The 22439-nt window shown below is 39.8% G+C and carries 22 protein-coding genes; 6 read left to right on the top strand and 16 right to left on the bottom strand.

All coding sequences use genetic code 11. The features are described 5' to 3' along the window. Positions 1-85: 85 nt before the first annotated feature. Positions 86-559, bottom strand: a complete 474-nt coding sequence (locus DFQ12_RS05985; RefSeq protein WP_120258064.1) for a universal stress protein — start codon at positions 557-559, stop codon at positions 86-88. A 74-nt stretch (positions 560-633) separates the two neighbouring features. Here DFQ12_RS05985 and DFQ12_RS05980 point away from each other — a divergent pair, with 74 nt between their 5' ends. Further along, positions 634-1407 (top strand): C40 family peptidase, encoded by a 774-nt coding sequence (locus DFQ12_RS05980; RefSeq protein WP_120258063.1) that lies wholly within the window; start codon positions 634-636, stop codon positions 1405-1407. Between the two features lie 57 nt (positions 1408-1464). Here DFQ12_RS05980 and DFQ12_RS05975 read toward each other — a convergent pair whose 3' ends face one another. The 6 genes from DFQ12_RS05975 to DFQ12_RS05950 form a co-directional block, all read right to left on the bottom strand. Beyond that, positions 1465-2052: a porin family protein gene (locus DFQ12_RS05975; protein ID WP_120258062.1), complete on the bottom strand. Its 588-nt coding sequence runs from the start codon at positions 2050-2052 to the stop codon at positions 1465-1467. A 314-nt stretch (positions 2053-2366) separates the two neighbouring features. Beyond that, positions 2367-3524 (bottom strand): molecular chaperone DnaJ, encoded by a 1158-nt coding sequence (gene dnaJ, locus DFQ12_RS05970; protein WP_120258061.1) that lies wholly within the window; start codon positions 3522-3524, stop codon positions 2367-2369. A 10-nt stretch (positions 3525-3534) separates the two neighbouring features. After that, the gene (locus DFQ12_RS05965) at positions 3535-4083 is read right to left on the bottom strand and encodes a nucleotide exchange factor GrpE (RefSeq protein WP_120258060.1); all 549 of its coding nucleotides are present in this window, start codon (positions 4081-4083) and stop codon (positions 3535-3537) included. A gap of 158 nt (positions 4084-4241) precedes the next feature. Then, entirely contained in the window at positions 4242-4922 is a 681-nt protein-coding gene (locus tag DFQ12_RS05960) for a cell division ATP-binding protein FtsE (RefSeq protein WP_120258059.1), read from the bottom strand. A gap of 5 nt (positions 4923-4927) precedes the next feature. After that, positions 4928-5131 carry a fructose-6-phosphate aldolase gene (locus DFQ12_RS05955; RefSeq protein WP_120258058.1) on the bottom strand — a complete coding sequence of 68 codons (204 nt, stop codon included), beginning with the start codon at positions 5129-5131 and terminating at the stop codon, positions 4928-4930. A 55-nt stretch (positions 5132-5186) separates the two neighbouring features. Beyond that, positions 5187-6200: an acyl-CoA reductase gene (locus DFQ12_RS05950; RefSeq protein ID WP_120258057.1), complete on the bottom strand. Its 1014-nt coding sequence runs from the start codon at positions 6198-6200 to the stop codon at positions 5187-5189. A 157-nt stretch (positions 6201-6357) separates the two neighbouring features. Here DFQ12_RS05950 and DFQ12_RS05945 point away from each other — a divergent pair, with 157 nt between their 5' ends. Both DFQ12_RS05945 and DFQ12_RS05940 read left to right on the top strand, forming a co-directional pair. Continuing rightward, complete coding sequence (locus DFQ12_RS05945) at positions 6358-6708, top strand: 4Fe-4S dicluster domain-containing protein (protein ID WP_046672889.1); 351 nt, start codon at positions 6358-6360, stop codon at positions 6706-6708. Between the two features lie 178 nt (positions 6709-6886). After that, positions 6887-8323, top strand: a complete 1437-nt coding sequence (locus DFQ12_RS05940; protein WP_120258056.1) for a dicarboxylate/amino acid:cation symporter — start codon at positions 6887-6889, stop codon at positions 8321-8323. A gap of 82 nt (positions 8324-8405) precedes the next feature. Here DFQ12_RS05940 and DFQ12_RS05935 read toward each other — a convergent pair whose 3' ends face one another. The 9 genes from DFQ12_RS05935 to DFQ12_RS05890 form a co-directional block, all read right to left on the bottom strand. Continuing rightward, complete coding sequence (locus DFQ12_RS05935; RefSeq protein WP_120258055.1) at positions 8406-8786, bottom strand: YchJ family protein; 381 nt, start codon at positions 8784-8786, stop codon at positions 8406-8408. Between the two features lie 11 nt (positions 8787-8797). Continuing rightward, positions 8798-9658 carry a methionine ABC transporter substrate-binding lipoprotein MetQ gene (gene metQ, locus DFQ12_RS05930; protein ID WP_279634401.1) on the bottom strand — a complete coding sequence of 287 codons (861 nt, stop codon included), beginning with the start codon at positions 9656-9658 and terminating at the stop codon, positions 8798-8800. A 103-nt stretch (positions 9659-9761) separates the two neighbouring features. Continuing rightward, positions 9762-10415: a methionine ABC transporter permease MetI gene (gene metI / locus DFQ12_RS05925; protein ID WP_120258054.1), complete on the bottom strand. Its 654-nt coding sequence runs from the start codon at positions 10413-10415 to the stop codon at positions 9762-9764. After that, positions 10408-11427 carry a methionine ABC transporter ATP-binding protein gene (locus DFQ12_RS05920; RefSeq protein WP_120258053.1) on the bottom strand — a complete coding sequence of 340 codons (1020 nt, stop codon included), beginning with the start codon at positions 11425-11427 and terminating at the stop codon, positions 10408-10410. The genes metI and DFQ12_RS05920 overlap by 8 nt, the downstream gene beginning before the upstream one ends. A 166-nt stretch (positions 11428-11593) precedes the next feature. Further along, a complete protein-coding gene (locus DFQ12_RS05915) occupies positions 11594-12454 on the bottom strand; it encodes a fumarylacetoacetate hydrolase family protein (RefSeq protein ID WP_120258052.1) in 861 nt (286 codons plus the stop codon). Positions 12455-12512: 58 nt separating this feature from the next. Next, complete coding sequence (locus tag DFQ12_RS05910) at positions 12513-13445, bottom strand: TIGR01777 family oxidoreductase (RefSeq protein WP_120258051.1); 933 nt, start codon at positions 13443-13445, stop codon at positions 12513-12515. A gap of 286 nt (positions 13446-13731) precedes the next feature. Beyond that, a complete protein-coding gene (locus DFQ12_RS05905) occupies positions 13732-14574 on the bottom strand; it encodes a DUF3347 domain-containing protein (RefSeq protein ID WP_120258050.1) in 843 nt (280 codons plus the stop codon). 722 nt (positions 14575-15296) lie between these two features. Beyond that, positions 15297-17672, bottom strand: coding sequence for a hypothetical protein (locus DFQ12_RS05895; protein ID WP_120258048.1), 2376 nt, complete (start codon positions 17670-17672; stop codon positions 15297-15299). Positions 17673-17726: 54 nt separating this feature from the next. Beyond that, positions 17727-18596, bottom strand: coding sequence for a hypothetical protein (locus DFQ12_RS05890; protein WP_147420339.1), 870 nt, complete (start codon positions 18594-18596; stop codon positions 17727-17729). A gap of 228 nt (positions 18597-18824) precedes the next feature. On the opposite strand from DFQ12_RS05890, the gene DFQ12_RS05885 reads away from it, so the two are divergent. From DFQ12_RS05885 to DFQ12_RS05875, 3 genes are all read left to right on the top strand, one after another. After that, complete coding sequence (locus DFQ12_RS05885; protein WP_120258046.1) at positions 18825-20846, top strand: recombinase; 2022 nt, start codon at positions 18825-18827, stop codon at positions 20844-20846. Between the two features lie 92 nt (positions 20847-20938). Further along, positions 20939-21427, top strand: a complete 489-nt coding sequence (locus DFQ12_RS05880) for a YdcF family protein (RefSeq protein WP_120258045.1) — start codon at positions 20939-20941, stop codon at positions 21425-21427. Positions 21428-21886: 459 nt separating this feature from the next. Further along, entirely contained in the window at positions 21887-22399 is a 513-nt protein-coding gene (locus tag DFQ12_RS05875; RefSeq protein ID WP_120258044.1) for a HicA family toxin-antitoxin system, read from the top strand. The last annotated feature ends 40 nt before the right edge of the window (positions 22400-22439 follow it).

The raw sequence follows: 22439 nt of genomic DNA, 5'->3' as shown, positions 1-22439 counted from the left end.
TGGACTAAAAATATAGAAGCGCCTATTCTTTTTCTAAGAATAGGCGCTTTATTTTAGTGCCAGCTATTTCATTATCGCATATCCATTAATCACATTTGCTTGGTATGACCAATACTGGACAAGTTGCTTTGCGAATCACAGATTCAGATACGGAACCCGAAATGAAATGATCAAATCCGGTTCTCCCATTTGATCCCATAATAATCAGATCTGCCGACCATTCATGGGAGGCTGCAAGAATTTCTTCTTTGATGGACCCAATTCGGTTGAAAAGATATACTTCACCGTAATCGGTAAATTCCCGACTTAATTTTTCAAGATATTTTTGCGCATTTTCCTGCTCCATTTCGGATACTTCCGGTACGATAATGGGTTGCTGACCCAATAGTGGATCTGCTCCGAAATTTGTTGGGGAGGTTGGGGGGATAACAGTGACAAGGGCAACAGAGGCACCAAATACCTGAGCCATTTCTCTAGCATATAGAATGGCTTTTTCAGAACATGGAGCATCATCGACTGCAACGAGTATTCTTTTGAATTTTAAATTTGTATTCTCCATATCTACTATAATTAATTTATCTTCGTTTTATAATATATAATCATAGATTTGACAATTTTGTTTTTATTTGGCCTATGAAATATGGCATTTGTACACTTGCTTTGGTTCCTTTGCGTTCGGAGCAGGCACATCGGAGCGAGATGGTTTCTCAGGTGTTATTTGGTGAATTATTTGAAATTATGAAGGTTGAGACTGACTGGACAGCGATAAGGATGTTGGAAACGAACTATGATGGCTGGATCCAGAATGGTCAGTTTATAGTCGTTGATCCAGAAGAAATTGAGCACTATTTTGCTGGAACGCCAAGTTTGGTCGGAAGGGAAGGCGGATTGCTTTTTAATAATGAGAATCAACTTCATCTATGCCACGGCACAAAACTTTATATGGATGAGGCTAATAGGTTTACTTTAGGTGAGCTGGATCTGGCTTACCAAGGCCATGTCAATCCCTTTTCCAGATCTGATTTTGAGACCGAGGTTGCTGCACTCGCTACGAGTTATAAGGATACGCCATACCTGTGGGGCGGACGCTCCCAATGGGGAATAGACTGCTCAGGTTTTTCTCAACTGATTTATAGTTGCTTTGGGATTAACCTGCCAAGAGATGCATATCAGCAAGCGGAAATCGGGGAGACTGTTGATTTTATTTCGGAAATTAAAACGGGAGATTTAGCTTATTTTGACAACGCGGATGGACGCATTACACATGTGGGTATTATGTTGGATCGGGATACCATTATTCATGCTTCAGCTAAAGTGCGTATTGATCGAATGGATAATGAAGGGATCTTTAATCGGGAATTGAATAAATATTCGCATAAACTACGTATTGTGAAGCGTTATCGCTAGCCATAAAAAAGGCTATAAGTATTCATACTTATAGCCTTTTTTGTTATTAACTACTGACTAGAAGTGGAATTGCACGCCTAAAGTCGGCGCTAAAGAGTTTACGTTCAAACCGAATGTGTTTGTTGTAATATCGTTAGTTTTGTCTTTGTTGTAGTTGTAGTATAAACCTCTAACTTTTAGTTCGATACCGATTTTGCTCGTAGGAAAGTACGCCAAACCTGGAGCCAATTCAACACCGTATCTTTCAAATTTGTTTTTTGTCTCAACGTTATTTGATTCCACGGTTGTTTTTCCCCATGCCATTGGAACTGACAATTGAGCGAAAAATCTCACTGGTCCTTCAGCGGTATATTTTCTAACGAATGGAGATACTTGGAAAGCATCTGTTTTTGTGCTGTTGTCTTTGTTCGTTTCATTTTTACTCCAATCGTAACCAACACCAGTACCTACAGCCCAGTTGTCGCTAACGAAGTAACCAACAGTTGGGTTGATGGAGAATGAATTATTTTTGAAGTCAGTATCTTTAACTTTAGAAGTTTGGAAGCCAACTTGACCACCAACCATGATTTTACCTTTTTCAGTTTGTGCGTTTGCTGCGATTGTTAAACCTGCAATGGCAGCTAATGTAAGTAAAACTTTTTTCATGTGTTTTTATTTTAATAGTTTGTTCTAATAAGTCAGTAATTACTTCCTGACTTTTTTAATTTATTAGTCAAATGTCGTAAAGTTATTTTATTTTATTGTCACTGGATTGTCTAGATATTTTGTCAAACTCGTAAATAATAGTGGTTCAATTATTTAAATTTTGCTATTTTTTGATCGATAATCCCTTCATTTTTTAAATATCTATATTTTGTTGACCTTTTGTTATTATTTGTCAGTTTGGTGTAAGAATGCAAAAAAAGAGCCATTGATCAATTGGATCAATGGCTCTTTTTGACATCGGGTTAATCCGAGTTTTATTCGAAATATTCTTTTATACGTTCAAAGAATGATTTTTCACTTTTACCAGGTTGTGGTTTAAAGTTTGGTGATTCTTTGAGTTTATTCAATAGTTCTTTTTCTTCGTTGGATACAGCTTTTGGTGTCCAGATATTCACGTAGACAAGCTGATCACCTTTATGGTAAGAATTGACTTCAGGGATACCTTTTCCTTTCAGACGTAATATTTTGCCACCTTGTGTTCCAGGTTCGATTTTTATTTTAGCTTTTCCATCAATTGTCGGAACTTCTACGCTGGTACCTAATGTGGCATCGACAAAATTAATGTACAGATCATAGATCACATTAAGGCCGTCACGTTTTAAGCTTTCGTGTGGAACTTCTTCGATTAATATAATCAGATCCCCTGGTATACCGCCACGTGGAGCTGCATTTCCTTTGCCGCTCATAGAGAGTTGCATTCCTTCGCTTACGCCGGCAGGGATATTGATTGCGATTGTTTCTTCACCACGCTCTAATCCTTCACCTCTACAAGTTGTACATTTTGCGGTAATTTCAACACCTTCACCATTACAGGTAGGGCATGTGCTGGTGGTTTGCATTTGGCCCAGGATGGTATTTGTTACTCTGCGTACCGATCCTGATCCACCACAGGTTTTACAGGTATGGAAAGAAGATTTGTCTTTCGCTCCTGAGCCATCACAGCTATGACAGGAAACTTGTTTGTTGACCTTTACTTTTTTCTCAACACCTTTAGCGATTTCTTCAAGAGTCAATTTAACTTTAATACGCAAGTTGCTTCCACGTGCTACGCGGCGGCCACCACGTTGACCTCCGCCACCACCACCGAAGAAACTTTCGAAGGGGTGTCCGCCACCAAAGATATCACCAAACTGGCTAAATATGTCATCCATATTCATGCCGCCACCACCGCCGTAGCCACCACTAGCTGAATTACCAGCATGGCCAAATTGGTCATAGCGTTGACGTTTTTGTGGATTGCTCAAGATATCGTATGCCTCAGCAGCCTCCTTAAATTTTTCCTCCGCTTCATGATCACCAGGGTTTTTGTCCGGGTGATATTTAATCGCTAATTTGCGATAGGATGATTTAATCTCCTTCTCGTCCGCTGAACGCGCGACGCCAAGTATATCGTAATAATCTCTTTTTGACATCGTCTTAATATTATTGACCTATAACTACTTTAGCGTGACGAATCACTTTGTCACCCAAATAGTATCCCTTTTCGATTACGTCCACTACTTTGTTTTTTAAATCTGCTGTAGGTGCCGGAATAGATGTAATAGCTTCCTGTAATTCAGGGTCAAATGCTTGGCCAGCAGTTTCCATTTCTTTTAATCCCAATTGAGACAGGGTTTGTCTTAATTTGTTGTTGACAATATCCATCCCTGTTTTAACAGATTCTACGTCTGTAGCTGTTTCCATCGCATTTAATGCACGGTCAAAATCATCTAACGTAGGTAATAATTTACTGATCACATCTTTTCCTGCTGATTGAATCAATTCAACACGTTCTTTGCTTGTACGTTTTCTATAATTGTCAAATTCAGCAGAAAGACGAATGTATTTATCCTTCGCCTCTGCCAATTCAGCTGCCAACTTCTCTTCGGTAGACAATTCTACCTGATTATCCGAAGGCTGCTCTTGTTGATCAGAAGAATTAGTTTCTACTTGATCTTGACTCTCATCATAATAATTATCTTGCTCATTCATATCTTCAATGCTAAAATAGATTCAAAAATTTTCTATATCTTCTTTTCTCAAAGTTTTTGCCAAACAATAAAATTCCGACAGCTTGTCAGATTTTAATAAAAAAGCCTAACAATTTGTCGGAATTTGCAAAAATGTCTTTTTACTTGTCAGTTTTTCGTTTAGATGCTGACATCATCCTGTAGAATGCCGTCTCCAGTTTTGATAATCCGGGAAGGCATATTGCGAATAATTGTATAATCGTGGGTAGCCATTAAAATTGCCGTTCCAGAATTGGCGATATCGCGCAACAATAGGACAATTTCCTCAGAGGTGGCAGGATCCAGGTTTCCGGTAGGCTCATCCGCAAGGATAATCTCGGGGTTATTCAGTAGGGCACGGGCAATAACAATCCGCTGTTGCTCACCACCGGAAAGCTCATGGGGCATTTTCTTTAATTTGGAACGGAGTCCAACTTTTTCCAATACGTCCAGAATACGTCCATCAATCATTTTTTTATCTTTCCAGCCCGTCGCCTTTAACGCAAACTCGAGGTTCTTCTCGATCGTTCTGTCGGATAATAAATGAAAGTCCTGAAAAACAATCCCTAATTTCCGGCGTAAATAAGGAACATCATTTTCGTGAAGTTTCTTGAGGTCAAATCCAGCGATCATTCCCTCACCATTACCGATATATAAATCGCCATAGATGATTTTTAATAAACTACTTTTTCCGCTGCCAGACTGTCCGATAAGATAGAGAAATTCTCCCTTCCCGATGTTTAAATTGACATTGGATAATACTAAATGTTTCTGTTGAAAGATATCAACGTTCTTTAATGTAATTACTTTATTTTCAATCATGGGCGTTAAAACTCTAATTTTTTAATTTGACCGAAAGGCATTTCTCTTACCAATTGCATGATATATTCCGTCTTTTCTCCCAATCCGATTTTGTCTAGGGATTTGTCAGGTCGATCCACTCTAAAATATGCCAACAAGGTGAAGGCATCATCTCGCAGCTGAACATAGTCGGGAATTTTGGCGACACCTTTTACTTTAATGATATACATGATTTCAAAGTTAGTATTTTTAATGCAATTTCTTTACTATGAATTTAACGGAAGCTTACTGGTTTGCAAATAAAAAGTCCAGCGTATTTATGCCATCTGCATAATCATCCAGGGCCGGACATTGACTTTCACCAAAATGAAAGACTGGCGACTGTATGTTCAACTGGACTTCGGAGACAACACACTGAATATTTTCAGCTTGCTGATTCAGCTCTTTCTCGACATCTTCAAGACGGTTGTACTCCTCGTAATAAACCACAGATAGTGGAGAGGCAGTACGTTGATCCTGTTTGAGCAACAGGAACCCATTATCAAAATGCTTGTCTCCGTTGATCAGATAGATGGATTTATTATAATCGTAATTATTATTGTATTTATAGTGTTCGGACACATCTTTAAAATCCGCTATTCCTTCAAAAAAATGTGCTACGCCATAATCTTTTGGAATAAAAAGCTTGGAAACCGAGCGACAGCCGAGGCCGAAGTAATCAAAGATATCGTGACCTAAGGCCTCCAGTTGTGCTGGAGATTCCTGTCCTGTAATGACAGCAACACTATTTCTATTCCGTCGGATAATGTGGGGTTTAGAGCCAAAATAATAGTCAAAATAACGGGCTGTATTGTTTGAGCCAGTGGCAATGACCAGGTCGAAGTCTTTGAGTTTATCAACAATTTCAAAAGCTGCTTCAAAAGCGGGTTCGATTTGTTTTAAGCTATTGAGTACATAAGTCGTTAAACCGGCATCATCTGAGGATACCTTAATTTTTGCTTTAAATCCACTGATTAATACACAAAGGATATCATGAAAACCAACCAGTGGAATATTTCCAGCGAGAATCAAACCTACGGTTTTAGCCGACCCGCTATCTGGATAGCCTTGCAGCCAATGATTAAGCCGTTCTTCTGTTAAGTTAGATGAGATTGCATGAAGGGCACTTTCAACATTTTTTACGGTATACCAAGGGTTTTTATGTTGCGCCAGTTGAATGATCTGAGTAAGATCTTCAGGCTGCTTTTTCAACAGTTCACCCAGTTTTACAAACGCATTTATTCGTTGTTGCTTTGTCAAAATATTAAATTTTTAAAAGATGAATACACAAATTTGTGTTATATTTGTGCTGTTAACATTAATCAACGTGAATCAACTAGCCTTATTGTACAATCAGACTTTGTTTTCATATTGATAATGCAAAAATAGTTTATTTATCATAATTGTGAGGTTATAAATGGCGATTAAAATTACAGACGAATGCATTAACTGTGGTGCTTGCGAACCGGAATGCCCAAATAATGCAATATACGATGCTGGTGTAACTTGGAAATTCTCAGATGGGACTGCTTTGGACGGTGTTATAGATTTTGGTGATGGCGTTACGCTTGACGCGAATGAATCACAGGAAGCGATCTCAAATGAAGTTTATTATATTGTTTCGGATAAATGTACAGAATGTGTGGGTTTTCATGATGAACCACAATGTGCTGCTGTTTGTCCGGTAGATTGTTGTGTGGATGACGAAGATGTACGTGAATCCAACGATGAGCTATTAGCGAAAAAAGCTTGGTTACACGCGGAATAATTTTTTCATTCCGTTAAAATATAGAGCAGGGTAAGAAATTATCCTGCTTTTTTTTTTTGCACGCTAGCTTTTGTTAAAATCGGTATTTTGTTGCGAAAGTTGGGCTATTTAAATAATAATATTTGCAAAAGCATAGTATTTTTTTATTTTTGTTCTTTTGACCATTAAAATCTTTTAAATGTTAAAAACCAAAATAGGGTTAATCACCCTCATCACAGTTACATTAGCTTGTATCATTGCAGTATTGTACGAATTTAAAGTTGTGGGCTTTTCGCATGAATTTCTAATGGCTGTCCGTTGGATAGTTGCCACCGTTTTGGTTGTAAATGCGCTTTATAAGAAAAATTTGACCACATGGATTTTAACTTGTATGATCCTGGGCATTTTCGTTGGACTGGATTTTCCCAATCTGGCAATTTCCTTGCAACCGCTAAGTAAAGGTTTCATCAAATTGGTAAAGACCATTGTTGGGCCTATTCTTTTTGCAACGCTTGTCTATGGTATCGCAGGCCACTCTGACTTGAAACAAGTAGGACGTATGGCCTGGAAGTCAATGTTGTATTTCTTCTGTGCGACTACCTGTGCTATTTTTATTGGTTTAGGTGCAATCAACCTAACTAAAGCGGGGGTAGGTGTAGACGTTGCTCATATGCCACATGAAGAGCTGCCAGTGCCTAAAGAAAGTATGGACGAGCATGTATTGAAATCCCTTCCGGATAATGTACATCCAGTCTATAAATTCACGGCATTCGTCCGTGATCTTTTTCCTGAGAATATCGTAAAGTCAGTTGCTGACAATCAGGTATTACAAATTGTTGTATTTTCGGTGTTATTCGGAATTGGCCTAGCGATGGTCGATGAGAAGAAGCGGAAGCCACTGGTGGATTTTACCGAAAGTATGTCTGAGACGATGTTTAAATTTACGAACATCATCATGTATTTTGCTCCGGTTGGGGTGGGAGCAGCAATGGCATACACCGTGGGACATCTCGGTGTTGATATTTTGAAAAACTTATTTATGCTGTTGGCAACCTTGTATTTTGCCTTGTTTTGTTTTTTAACGTTGGTGTTACTTCCTGTTGCACTTTATTTAAAGATTCCCGTCAAACGTTTTATCAACGCCATCAAAGAGCCGGTGTCTATTGCTTTTGCAACGACAAGTTCGGATGCTGCTTTGCCTAAAGCCATGAGTGCAATGGAGAAATTTGGCGTGCCGCGTAAGATCGTTTCATTTGTTATCCCAACTGGTTATAGCTTCAATCTGGATGGAACATCTCTTTATTTATCATTGGCCGCAATTTTTGTTGCGCAGGCAGCTGGTATTCACTTGACGTTTGGACAACAGCTTATGATTGCTTTCACATTAATGATTACCTCTAAGGGGGTGGCAGCGGTGCCACGTGCTTCATTAATTATCCTAATAGCAACAGCTGATCAGTTCGGTCTGCCAACCTTTGTTATCGCCGCTATTTTGGGTATTGACGAATTGATGGACATGGCGCGTACCTCTGTTAACGTTGTTGGTAACTGTCTTGCAACGGTGGTTGTCGCCAAATGGGAGGGTGAGTTTGATGAAGAAGCACCTTACCGGGAAGATACGGAAGAATTGGTTTAATACAGCCAATCACCTTATAAAAAAGCTGCTCCAATACATTAGGTATTGGAGCAGCTTTTTTTTGGAGACTGAAGCCAGAAATTTATCGGCCATCTACATAGTACCAAAGGTTACCTTGCTGTTTAAATGTCGATTTTTCGTGATGCATCTGCACCTCCATTGTTGTATCCAGATAATGGGCTTCAAATTCCACGGTTGAAAAGGTGGCTTTCAGGATACTTAACTGCATCCATTTATTTTCCTTAGCCCATTGCTCAATAGCATCCTTATTTTGGAATCTTCTTGTTGTAGGGTGGAATGTGTTGTACAAAAAGTCAATGTTTCCCACGACAAAAGCGCTGTAACGAGCTCGCATAAGCGCTTCGGCTGTAATAGCCTTGGCATGGGTATGGTGAATTTGTAGGCAGCATTCGCCAAAAGGTGCACCTGAGCCACATGGGCATGAATGAGTCGCTGCTATCATGCTTTTTGGGGTTACCAGCCTTTTATGGCACCGTTTTTAAATACTTTCTTTGCTGTTGCTTCTACCTCAGGTGATTGATAGGATTGTATAAACTGCTGTACTTTTTCATCATTTTTATTATCTGCCCGTGCAACAATTAAATTGACATAAGGAGATTCTTTATCCTCTGTAAATAAACCTTGTTTTTCGGGATCTAATCCGGCCTGTGAGGCAAAGCTGTTATTGATGATCGCAACAACAACCTGAGGGTCGTCAAGTACACGAGGTAGCTGAGGGGCTTCCATTTCGATGATTTTAACCTGTTTTGGGTTGCTTACAATGTCTGTTACCTTTGGTTGTATGCCAACATTTTCCTTTAAACCAATGATTCCCTCACGTTGAAGAAGTAATAATGAACGCCCACCGTTTGTTGGGTCATTTGGGATAGCGATAGTCGCACCAGGCTGAAGTTCGGTGATGGTTTTGATCTTTTTGGAATAGGCAACAATCGGGAATACAAATGTATTTCCCACAATCGTCAGTTTGGTGAAACCGCGTTGTTTGGATTGTTCCTGAAGATACGGTTGATGTTGGAATACATTGACATCGATATCACCTTGATTCAGGGCTTCATTGGGGACGACGTAATCATTGAAGGCAACCAGTTCCACATCCAGATTGAACTTTTCTTTTGCAACTTTCTTAGCCGTCTCCGCAAGTTCCTTTTCAGGACCCGTCACCACACCAACTTTAAGGGTGTTTTCTTTCTTTTCCCTGTTGTTACAAGCTACAATAGTCGTCAGACTAAAGGCTAGAATTGCAAATGCATAGTTCAATTTTTTCATCTGTTTAATTTGTTTTTCAGTTGTGATGAAGCTATCAGATTTATTCATCGAGTGTATGTTTTAAGCGGCATTCATGAGTTCGCTTTGTTCGGTTATTCACTCCATAGTATGATCGAATAAATCATGATGGTTTCATATGATACAATTAATGTTAACGATGGTTTACTTTTTTAGATATGTAATCGCCTGTATATTGCAACAGGAATACAATTAAAATTAATAAAATAAGGACAGCATTCATGATGAAGGTATCATAACCAACATAGCCGTATTGATAGCCAATCTGTCCCAGTCCGCCGGCCCCAACAGCGCCACCCATAGCCGAATAACCTACAAGTGTAATTAACGTTATTGTCGCATTGTTTACCAGTGAGGGTAATGCCTCCGGAAGCAACACTTTAAAGACTACCTGCTGTGTACTTGCGCCCATGGCTCTGGCAGCTTCAATTAATCCATGGGGGATCTCCAATAAGCTGTTTTCTACCAATCGCGCAATAAAAGGAGCTGCGCCAATGCTTAAAGGGACCAATGCTGCTGACATACCGATGGATGTTCCTACGAGCTGACGTGTAAATGGAATCATCCATACAATGAGAATAATGAATGGAATAGATCTGAACACGTTCACTAGCAAGGAAACAATCTGGTGCATGGTTTTGTTTTCCAACAGCTGATGTTTTCTGGTCAAGAATAGGTAGATTCCAAGCGGAAGTCCGAGCACAAAACCAAAGAAACCTGACAGGAAAGTCATCATTAATGTTTCGACTGTTCCTGATAATAGTAAATCGAGTACTTGATCAGACATAACCTAATATTTTAGTTTGCGGATGCTGTTCTTTTAAATAGGAGAGACTCGCCGTTATGTTGTCGGTATCACCTGACAATTCGGCTAATATAACGCCAAACTTCATTTCGCCGATGTAATCGATCTGTGCGGTAATAATATTTGTTTTGACCTGGTATTGGTGTTCCAATTGTTGTATAAACGGAATAGAATCTTCACTGGAGGTCATGTAAATCTCGACAAGAGGATTGCCACTGTCTTTTAACCGCTCCTGAAAACCTAAGGGGATATCGACCTGTAAAGAAGATTGGATAAAGTTTTTGGTGGTCTCCTGCTGCGGATTTGCGAAAATGGTTTCAACAGAACCGCTCTCAATTAAAATTCCCTGATCCAGTACCGCTACTTGATCACATATCCTTTTGATCACATCCATTTCATGGGTGATCAATAAGATGGTCAGTCCAAGTTGCTTATTGATTTTTTTTAATAAGGTGAGGATAGATTTTGTCGTTGCTGGATCCAGGGCGCTGGTGGCCTCGTCACAGAGTAGGATATGGGGGTCATTTGCCAGTGCACGAGCTATAGCGACCCGTTGTTTCTGTCCTCCGGATAGATTTGCCGGATAACTCTCCGCTTTATCTTCCAGTCCAACCAGGCTTAGCAGCTCCGAAACTTTTTGACGGATAAATGCCTTTGATTTACCTTCCAGTTGTAATGGAAAAGATATGTTCTCAGAGACTGTTAGTGATGACAAGAGATTGAAATGTTGGAAGATCATTCCGATATTTCTTCGTTTCATCATTAAATCTTTGGAAGACATCGACATCAGATCCTCATTCTCAATAATGACTTGACCTGTGTCCGGTCTTTCCAAGAGATTGACACAACGAATCAATGTGCTTTTGCCGGCACCTGAGGCCCCGATAACGCCAAATATTTCACCCTTGCCAATGGATAGGGTGAGACTCTTCAATGCATCTATTCGTTTGGATTTAACCTCGAATGATTTAGATATGTTGTTTAGTTGAATCATTGACCCTATAGGGATTTATGCATTTATGTTAACAAAGTGGATGTCGATATAAATGTACACAAATGCGGTTGATAAATTACAATGAAATGACGAAAAAAATAGCCGTAAACCGATCTTCCCGGACAAAAAATAAAGACAGGAAAGATCGGTCTATATCAGCAGGATGTTAGGATAGGGAGTGAGCAGATATCACTTGTTTCCCAGATCCAAGTCCTTCGATACCGTATTCAATAATATCGCCATCGCGAAGGAAGCGTTGCGGGGATTTTCCCATACCCGAACCGGCTGGTGAGCCTGTTGAGATGATGTCACCCGGAAGTAGGGACATGAATTGACTTAAATACGATATAAGCTTTGGAACACGATAAATAAAATCGCTTGTGTTACCATCTTGCATCAGGTCGCCATTTAATTTAAGCCAAATTCTCATATTATCGACATCTTGAATTTCATCTTTTGTAGCGATAAACGGACCAATGGGAGCGAATGTATCACAACCTTTACCTTTATCCCAGGTACCACCTCTTTCGATCTGAAACTCCCGTTCAGTAACATCGTTATGTAGTACATAGCCAAAAACATAATCCAGGGCCTCTTCCTCACTTACATAGGAAGCTTTCTTACCTATAACGATAGCAAGTTCGGTTTCCCAATCGGATTTCACGGAGTTTTTAGGTAGTGTAATACCATCGAAAGGACCGTTAAATGCCGAAACAGATTTCATGAAAACAATAGGTTCTGCTGCTTGCTGCAATTTGGTTTCCTTAACGTGATCGTCGAAGTTGAGTCCAACACAAAGAATTTTGGAAGGAGCTTCCAAAGGAGTGCCGATACGTTCATCCGCAGCGATCTCTTTTAGACTTTCACGATTCTGTTCTACATATACTTGAAGTTTCTCCAAATTTGCCGGATTTGCAAAGAAATCACGGTTATATTGAAAATTTCCTTCTGAAATATCATATTTCTTTTCATTTAAAATGACTCCCGCCTTTTCGGAGCCCTTTGCGCCATATCTAAAAATCTTCATAAGCCGCAAATATACGGATTTTGTCCCGAAAAGGGTCGAAATTAAGGGGAATTAACAATTAACCGATGTGTAAATTATCTATACAATTATTGTCCAAAGTCGGGTACTTAAAGGGAAATTTTTCCTGAAGTATCTTTTTATTACTCACCCATGTACCATTAAGAACCATTTCCTGTCCTTTTTTTCCAAGAAACAGCTTAATCAAGAATGCGGGGACAGGAAATGGTATGTAGCATATTCCGTACCGCCGCCTTGCAATACGTTTGGTAAACTGACCAAGTGGCATCGGATCGGAGGAGCAGGCATTGTATACACCAGCGAGGGCATTGTTTTGTATCGCAAATAGCAGCATTCGGGCGAGGTCTTCCATGTGGATCCAGCTCAACATCTGTTTGCCTGAGCCCAGAATAGGGTTGACCCGAAAACGTAGCAGTTGGTTGACTTCTTTCAATAGCCCTTGGTCTTTACTAATCACCACACCGAAACGGAAGACAACGAGTCTTTTTCCTAAGGTTTCAATGGGTTTTACACTGTCTTCCCAAAGATTGCAGACCCAGGATAAAAAATCACCACCCTGGGGATCTCCCTCTTCGAAGGGCTTTTTCTGATAACTGTCATCGGCGCCATACCAGCCGGTTGCGGATGCTGATATAACGGCTTTTACCTGGTTTGGGATCTGTTTTAACGTCTGATAAAGCAGTTGTCCACTTTCCACCCGGCTGGATATAATTTCTTGTTGATAAGCCTTGGTCCAACGAGATCCATTAAGGTTGGCGCCAGCTAAATTGATAATATAATCTGCTTCCTGGATCGATTTTATGTCGATGACCTGTTTTTTGGGGTTCCAATGGACATATCTAACGTTAGCTTGTGGAGGATAAGCCTTTGGATCTCGTGTGAAGATGATCACTTCATAGAAGTTGGCGACCAGTAATTTGGTCAAATGAAGGCCAATGGCACCTGTTCCTCCTGTAATGATTACTTTTTCCATGGATTAAATCTCAACTTATTTGATCTCGATATCTTTATTATTCTCCCTAATTATCTTTTGTCTGGTTAGCCTGATGCTCCTCCTAATATACTATTTTGAATCAATAAATGAAGGTATAATTTATGGTTTATCCTTCAAAACAATCAGTTTTTAAGGATTTCGTTGGTAATTTATATTTTCTTGTCAAGATGGGGGACCAAATGGGAGATGTCATAAAAAAGGTCCGTCTGCGTTGCGGACGAACCTTTTGGTAAGAGACCGATCTCTTTGAGATGCTGATCTCTTTTTATTGTATCGTTTGGACTGTACTTCCACATGTTAGCATCTGGGCACCATAATATGGGTTTTTGACGTCCTTATTGAGGCTCAGCCAGGTTGCCCCTTTGCCACCGTTAAACATGGGGCATTTTTGCTGATAAACCGGAAGTGCAGGTTTGGAAGTTTTTGCCAGTTTATAAACCTCTTCGGAGAGCGATACAAATGCCAGACGTTGTTTTGCCAAATCTTTTGCCTCCTGGAGCGCCTTACTGTGCTGTGTTATGCTGTTTGCCTGTGCTTTCCATGCTTGTTGCTCGGCCGCAGTTAAGTCAGACGATTTTAACGTCGTCAGCAGACTTGAAAGTTTTGTAGCACCTGTCGCCACTGTCTTGTGATCGGAGGCAACCAGTGCATCTTTCAATTGGAAATACTGGTCATAAATCGGCTGGAAGTTGCCTGCCTTAGCGACAGATGACGATCCTGTGCTTTCTTCTTTGTTTTCAGGAGTATTTTCAGGGTTGGCCGGTGGGGCACTTAAGGTTCTGTCATATTGACAACAGCCATGTAGGTCAGCATAAGTCGTTGCCGGAGCCAGGTATTTTTCATTGTCATAACCCGCCAATGCGACCTTTTTCAAAACGGCATCCAGCGAGGTTTTTTCGGCATTAAAAGAGATCTTTGCTGTCTGGTTATCCTCGTTCCAATCTACTTTGGAGTCAGCGGAGTTTCCGGCTTTTTCTATTGTTTTTTTACACATCCCACAATTGCCGCTGATTTTGACTGTTTGGGTTGTCATGGTATTATCCTGCGCATAGCTGTATATGCTGGTAGCTAAAAGGCAGGCTGTTATGATATTATTGAGAAGTCTCATGTGTTCTGAATGTTGTAATATGTGTATGGATCCCTGCGGAATGCGATCTGTTTTCGTTGATCGGGATAAGGCAGGTGCTTTAAATTAATAAGGAGATTTACTTTTCCAAAAAAGCGTTCTCTGTTTTATCTAGGCTATTTTAGGGGGAACCCAAGGGTAAAAATAACCATCTGAAAGATAGACGGACAATACACCGCTATATAATTTTTTAAAGATTGAAAAGGAAATTTTTGGCAGCTGAATGGGAGGGGGAGAGACAGCTAGTATACTTGTCGTTGAGGCGCAATGACAACTACAATCCCGGCATTGCTTGTGGTGCTGACATAGCTGTTTTTTCTTCGCTTTTTGGCAGCAATCATGTTTTTTGCTTGTATGATCCGGACTGTCAATAGGACAGGTTTTTGCTTTACTTTGATGGCAGGGAAATACCGCAGTCGGCTTGGCCCATAAGCCAAGAAAAAGAATTAGTCCGATGAGATATTTTAGTACCACCACAGTTCAAATATAGCTTTTTTTGAACAAGTATTAAATCCACCATCGAGATGGCTGTTTCTTATTCCAGCTGTGGACTTTGTAGGGCTCGTGCCTGCAGTATGGAAAGCGTGTGTTATGGGCGGAGAATCTGGGTATGAATGGGAGGGGGGATATTACATAGAAGCGTAGTAAACAGATCAAATGGTTTACTACGCCTCTTTTATTATTTAAGTTGGGCGAGGAGTTCGCTAGAACTTAAAGTTTGATAAGAAACCCGGTTTCTTCCAAGTTCTTTTATATTCGTCTGCCAATACACTATGGTCTGAATAAGCCAGTACTTCATTGAGTAAGCTGTGTGCTTTTTTTAGGTTTCCCGTCTTGTAATTAACAAGTGCTTCGGCCAACTTTACGGATTCACAGTCATCATCATAGCCCCATTCATTTTGTGCATAGATGCCGTTAAAGACCATTACATTGCGGTTGACTTCAGCTAGGTTTTCCTGTTCAGCAAGCAACATGATTCCGAATTTTAACCAAAGTACATAATCTTCGGGATCCATGACCGTGGCAACCCAAGCATCATGACGTTGAAATACTTCTGCGCCTGATCTAAACTCGGAGAGGAAGTAATGACCTTTGATAATCAGATATAAAGTCTTTGCTTTATCAAAGGCATCGATGATAAATTCCTTTTTATTTTTGAGGTAAGTTTGTGCTGCAGCAACGATAGCGCTATAGTCGGATATCTCATTGTAAAGCTGCATGAGGATATACTGCGGTTGTGCTTCATGCGGATATTGCTGTGCCATATCTGAATAATAGTGGATACGGTAATCACGATCGTTAGGCTCAAGGATATCATAAATGATACCTTCTACACCATTTTTAGCGGCCTCAAAATCCCTATAATGATAGTCGTTTAGCGTGGGGTGATTGATGTAGAACTGATAGATGTGTTCCAGAAGATATTGTGCTTCTCCCTGTATATCAGAAGAAAGTCCCAGATGATAATTTACTTCAAGCTGGTACACAAACATTTGATAGCAACTTGGGAATACCAGATCTGATTCATCCTCAGTAGATTGATCTTCCATTACCTCATCGCGCATTTCATCGAGGTCGCGCAAAGTAACCTGGTAGGTGTCGAAATATAGTATGAGGGCCTCTTTTAAACGTTCATAATCCTCCAATTTCGACAACGCGTCTGTTCGCGTCTGATGTAGTTCTTCAAAGTCTGAGTAGTTTAGCCCTTCAGTGGCGATTTGGTAACTCTCTTCGAGGAGATCCACATTCTTTAATGCAATTGCCAGGTTATTGCAATTCATTGCACGATTGTGGTTTCCACCGAAATAATCACTTTCATATTTTCCCTGTTCGAAATAAGCTGCAAAGGCATCATAGGCTTGGTGGTAAACAGCAAGGTAAAGCTGTCTCAGCGCCAGTGTATCTTCAGCTGACAGGGTATCTAATGAATCGACAAAGTCAGACAAGTGAATCGCTTCATTATAAAGATCACGTGGTAAGTCATTGAACGTTGGGACCTGTGTATATACTTCACCCGTTGTTAAGTACGTACATTCGACAAGACGGCGCCAAGATGTTGCATTCCACTGTCTTTCGCCCAACTGATGGAGGTAAGGTAAGGCCGCTTGATGTTGTCCATCGTCATACAGGTATGCTGCTGCAAAATGGTAACCGGCGTATAAGTCGGGATATTCGTCAATCAGTTTTAGTGCGTGTAGATAATAATAATCTAGCGGTATCCCGATATCTTCGGAATAATTGCGTTCAATGATCAGCTGGTAATAAAACACCTCAGGATTTTCATAACCGTCAGCGATAAGCTCTTCAAAGCGACCATGCCATTTGACCAGTTCCGCATGGATATGTGCAGCTGAGTTATCCCCCTTAATAAGTTTTAATAATGCTTTTAAGGCCAGATCTATATCTTTGTTTTCATAAGCGATCTCCGCAAGATCCACATATTGCATTTCACTACCAGTGACAAAGCGATCAAATTGCTCTCCTATTAGAGCAGTTAGCGCTGTACCCGAAATCTGTTTGGTACGGTCCAGAAGGTATATTTTTTTCATCCAGAATATGGAGAAATTTTGATCGGCAGCTTCGCGATCGTCTTTAAAAGTTTCATTGAAATAACCGATCCCCTCATCCAATAATGCTAATAGGGCAGTATCATCCTGGAGACTTTCATAAATATCTGCAAGGAAGCCGTAGCCATAGGGAGCCATTTTAGGTATTTCGATCAACTTTTTTGCATAACCGATAAACTGGTCCTTGTTGTTCTCATTGATGTGTTTTCTTGGACGATTGATCTGCGCTAAGCTAGCCTGGTTGCCTAAGACGTAATTGAGCATGTGATAGAGCGTTGTTTCATTTTCTGGCTCTACCTGTAGTGCTTTTTGGAGGTAGGGGATCATCTTCTCCTGTATGATATCAAAAATAGCTTCGTGTCCGTCGTAGAATACTTGATCGTGATAGGCAACAGCGAGGTGTGTCCAGAGTGGGACATCCTGGTCGTTTTGCTTCAATTGATTTTCACCTTCTATAATAAACAGATCAAGTTCACCACTGTAGAACAAATCGTAAATATTTTTCTCTTCCATTCTTTGCTTATTTCTTTTATTATTTTTACTAATATGTTAAATTTTATTGAAAAGTTATTTCGATAGTGTAAGTTTTACGAACTTATCGCCATCCCATTGAAAATGTTCTTCTCTTTTCGAAATGCGATACTCGGGGTCAAGGGTGTCATCCTCTTTCGCTTCACCTTCTTCGATGTATTTATAGATCAGCTGGTTGTTTCTTTTGTGTTCTGAGGGGAATAGGATTTTTTCATCGTAATAAAAGACACCGGCATCACTAACGGAGTACCTACTGGGGAGGTTGATCAATTTCTGACCAGTCCAGGCCATGTAATTATACTCCGTTGGAACTCCGTAGGCAGCTGATAAAAATTCCATGCGTAAGATTTGTTTTACATTATTTAGTCCCATAGCTGGTAGCAATTTACTTTGCGAGCTCAGCTGACCAGAGAATACAAATGGGTAAGATTGACTGGTAATTAATGAATCTTGTGCATCCAACAGTTTTACTGTGGTTAAATAGTGATCTTCTTGTTCCTCATTTTGTTGTTTGATGACACGATCAAAGCCGAATAAATACTGGAGGCCGTCTTTGTCGGTCTGTTTACCGAGCGCCAATAACCCGAGCCAGATGAAACCCTGTTTAAGCTGACCATCGCTATGATAGCTGATCTGATACCATGGAGCATAAAAATTTTTGATGGTATTCCCTTTAAATGGAGCACTGGCAATGGTGATATTTTTGCCAAGTGTCAGTGAGTCCACCACTTTCATGTTGAGCCCCGGTCCGGAGCGTATATAGGCTTTTTCAACAAAAACGGAGGCTGTTTGTCCTTTTTCGATATTCCATAAATTAAAATCATCTTCAAATGTGATGCCGTCCTGTGCTTTTAGAAGCATGGGGAATAGACCTAAGCATACTATCGCAAAACTTGCTGTTTTCATTTTTATCCTGTTCACTATTGCAAAAATAGAAGAATTTTGGGGCATGCTTATCACTGGTTTCAGGTATTTTCTTGCCAGTGATATAACGCCTAGCAAGCTTTATACGATAGTAGTTCAGCGGAAATAGATTTTATGATTTTCAAAACAATTTTGTCTTAAATGTGGTATCTTAAGACGTGAAAGTTTATACAGCTAATAAATGCTACTTTAGGCGAATAATAGGAATTTATGAAAGAAAAAAAAGGTCAAAAACAGCAAGTAAGTGCGCTATTTGATCGTTATAGGAATCAATTAGATAATCCCGAATATGTAGAAATTGAACTTTTGGTTTTAATTGTCGCGATAATTCGACCAAAAAAAGTTCAGCTATTCTATCAGGTTGATATCCAGTTTTTTCTTGATTTTCTACAGGAGTCAGCGGATTGCAGGAATCAATTTATTTACTACCTTAAACGGGTTCTCAAGCAAAGAGATCTTGATCAACTGGTGTCTGATACGGGCATTATCAGTTATGCAGATTTTATCTATGAGCTCAGGAAGCGGATAACAGAACGTTATTTGCCTTATCAACCAGCAAAATCAACCTTACAATATTTGCTGAATCAGGTGTTTTACTCCCCCAAAGATGCGGATTGGATATCCACTATTTCAGCCGAGCAATTGTATGAACTATTTCGGCTATGTGCGTTTAATTCTATTTATGATGATGAAACGGGTTTTGAAATGATTGAGATCTTGTATGGGATCGAGCTATTGGTACAACGTATTACTGGCCGGGCAATGGAAACTGACGTCAATAAAATGGTGCCAGAGTTTCAGAATTTCGATAGTCCATTTATCGCAATTATGCGAGAGTTTACGGAGTTAAATGACCGTATTTTGCAATCCGAGAGGAAATACATCAACTCAGAAGATCTTTCGTATAAACAGTTGCTCGTGCTTCATCGACAATGTGAGGCCTATATAGAAACCGCATTTGGTAATTCGCACCGTTTTGGTATTTCTATTAAGGTGAATCAGTCCTTATTGCGGATCCGTCAGCAACTTGAGCGTATCAAAGAGATGATCTCTTTTTTGGTGATTGATATGGAATCCCAAAAAGTAGAGAAGACGATTCATCTGGCGAAAACGGTTATTGGTTATAATTCGAGAAAAAGCAATATACGTAAATTAATAGGGCAGAGTACCCAATTGCTGGCTTACGAAATTACGCATCATACCGCACAGACAGGTGAACATTATATTACGTCAACCAATCAGGAATATTGGAAGATGTTTCGATCTGCCTGTGGAGGGGGTGTAATTGTTGGTGGGATGTGTATTGTGAAATTATTATTGGGAAAAGTCGGGACGAGTGAATTCGGACATGCATTTTTGTATAGCCTGAATTACGCGATTGGCTTCACGGTTATTTATCTTTTTGGAGCTACCTTAGCGACCAAGCAGCCGGCGATGACGGCCTCGTCGCTGGTGAGCGCTATCGAACAAGGAGCGGCAGATCAAGGTGTCGACAGGCACCGGTATTGGATATTTGCGCAATTTTTCGCGCGTTTATTTCGCTCGCAGTTTATCGCTTTTGTAGGGAACGTGATTATGGCATTTCCCGTCAGCCTGTTGTTAGTATGGGGGATACAGCAACTTACAGGTGTGAATATTGCAAGTGCCAAATGGTTGCATTTGGTCGATGACTTAAATCCCACCAAGACACCTGTCATCTTGCATGCTTCCATTGCCGGTGTATTTCTATTTCTGTCGGGGATTATCGCCGGCAGTATTTCAAATCGCGATAAACATAATTCGGTTTACTATAGGATTCAGGAGCATCCCTGGTTGAAGAAGTTGTTCGGAAAAACAAAGACTGATAAGATCGCCGCCTTTTATGAAAAGAAATGGGCTGGAATTGTATCAAATCTTTGGTTTGGTGTTTTTATGGGGTCAACAGCTTCCATAGGCATGTTTCTCGGTTTAAATTTGGATATTCGGCATATCACTTTTGCAAGCGGTAATTTGGCGCTTGGTCTTTTTGGGCATCAGATGGAATTATCCACAGATATCTGGATATGGGGAATTCTGGGTATAGGAATTATCGGACTTTTTAATTTTTTGGTGAGCTTTGGGCTGTCGTTGGTTCTGGCATTCCGTTCGAGAAACCTGTCTTCTAAAGAGCTGACGAAAATGGCGAAAGCGGTATGGATTTATTTTAAGATGAATCCCAAGTCGTTCTTTTTTCCACCTAAATCTAAAGAATAATGTTGTTAAGTCTATGGGTACTCCCACTACACGGGCGATGTCAGATTTGGTAAGACATTGCAAAAATTAAGTAATTTCTGTAGATTACTGGTATGAATAATATAATTATAGTGCTTGGTGCTCCAAACGATGCTAGGGGCAATCTATCTCAGATCGCTCAGGACAGACTGAATTGTGCCTACAATTTATATCAGGCAAATCCTAGTTTTCGGATTGTATGCACCGGAGGTTTTGGAGCGCATTTTAATCCCACGGAAAAACCACATTATTTTTATGCACAAAAATTCCTTATCGATAAAGGGATTCCCGATCATGTTATCGCCACAGGTGTCCCCTCGACCAATACCATAACGGATTTTCAATTATCGAAGAAATTGATTGAAGAGGAAAACCCGGACATCTTAATTATAATAACGTCTGACTTTCATATTGAAAGGGCTCAAATTCTTTACAAACGATATATCGCTTATCCTAAAGTTGTATTTATCCCTGCCATCTCATCCTTATCGAAAGTTGAATTAGCACCACTGATTGAACATGAATCAGGTGCTGTAAAAAGGTTGCTGGAAGAGGAGGTTTAGCGAAAAAAGTTGCATGAAAGGCCTTCTTTTCTCTGCTTATTCTTTGGTATTCCTTTGCTGTTTCTTTGCTATTTCTTTGCTATAATGGTAATAAAATAGGCTTCAAATGGCAGAGAAATGGCAAACCAAGTGTAATGTTGTCCCAAACGAAGTGATAAGAACCTCCGAATAGGGGTTGATAAAATGGAAGAGAAGATCTTGTGAAGTGCTGATAATTCTTGTGTTCTTGAATTGTCTAGCCATCCGTGGTATTGAGAATTAAATAACAAGGAATTTATAGGGATACTTCATCCTAAGTATAATCATCGGGATTTGGGTGATTCTAAGTCTATAGCTATAAAGAACAGTATAGCCTTATGAATAAAATACAGGTAGCCGTTTTATTTATAGCTTGGTTTGGCGTATATTAATAGTGGTAATCCCAAGACGGGATGCTTTATCTGACAAATAAAAGGTATTATGGGCGTATTTCTTTTTTCCACATACGAATTAGATTCTACAGGTTCAGGAAAACATGATAAATTATTTAGAAAGGTATTGGATTATCTTATCCATAACTTGAATGATGTTGAATGGCAGGAGCTAATTTCAAAAAAGATTAGAACCAGTAATGATAGCCGAAGAATAATCAAGATTTACCTCAGGTTTTTTAATAAGATGAGAATAGAGGAAAATGTTCTCAAATCCTATTCAAAATATGTCAACAAAGATGAGTGTCTTATTGTTGATCCTGTTTTTTTACTAGACGAGTATATTAATCTCGGAGAGGAAATTATGCGAAAAGAAATTTCATCTAATTTATTGTCTTATTTGGAGGAGGTATTAATTAAATATAAGGATAGGCTTAAAGATTTTGATGTTTTTAACTTTATTGAGCTATTAAGGCTTAGGATAGAAGATATTAAATCCAATCAGCTTTCTTATTCAGGTAGTAATGAGCTAAATGAGCTTTTGGGTGACGATTTAGATTAAGGTGGTTGGATTTAAATTGTGCGAATCGACCTTTCGTAAG

Origin of the sequence: Sphingobacterium detergens (assembly GCF_003610355.1) — a bacterium.
GTDB classification, from domain to species: Bacteria; Bacteroidota; Bacteroidia; order Sphingobacteriales; family Sphingobacteriaceae; genus Sphingobacterium; species Sphingobacterium detergens.
The sequence above is the reverse complement of the archived record's forward strand: the minus strand, read 5'-3'. Positions and strand labels throughout refer to the sequence as shown.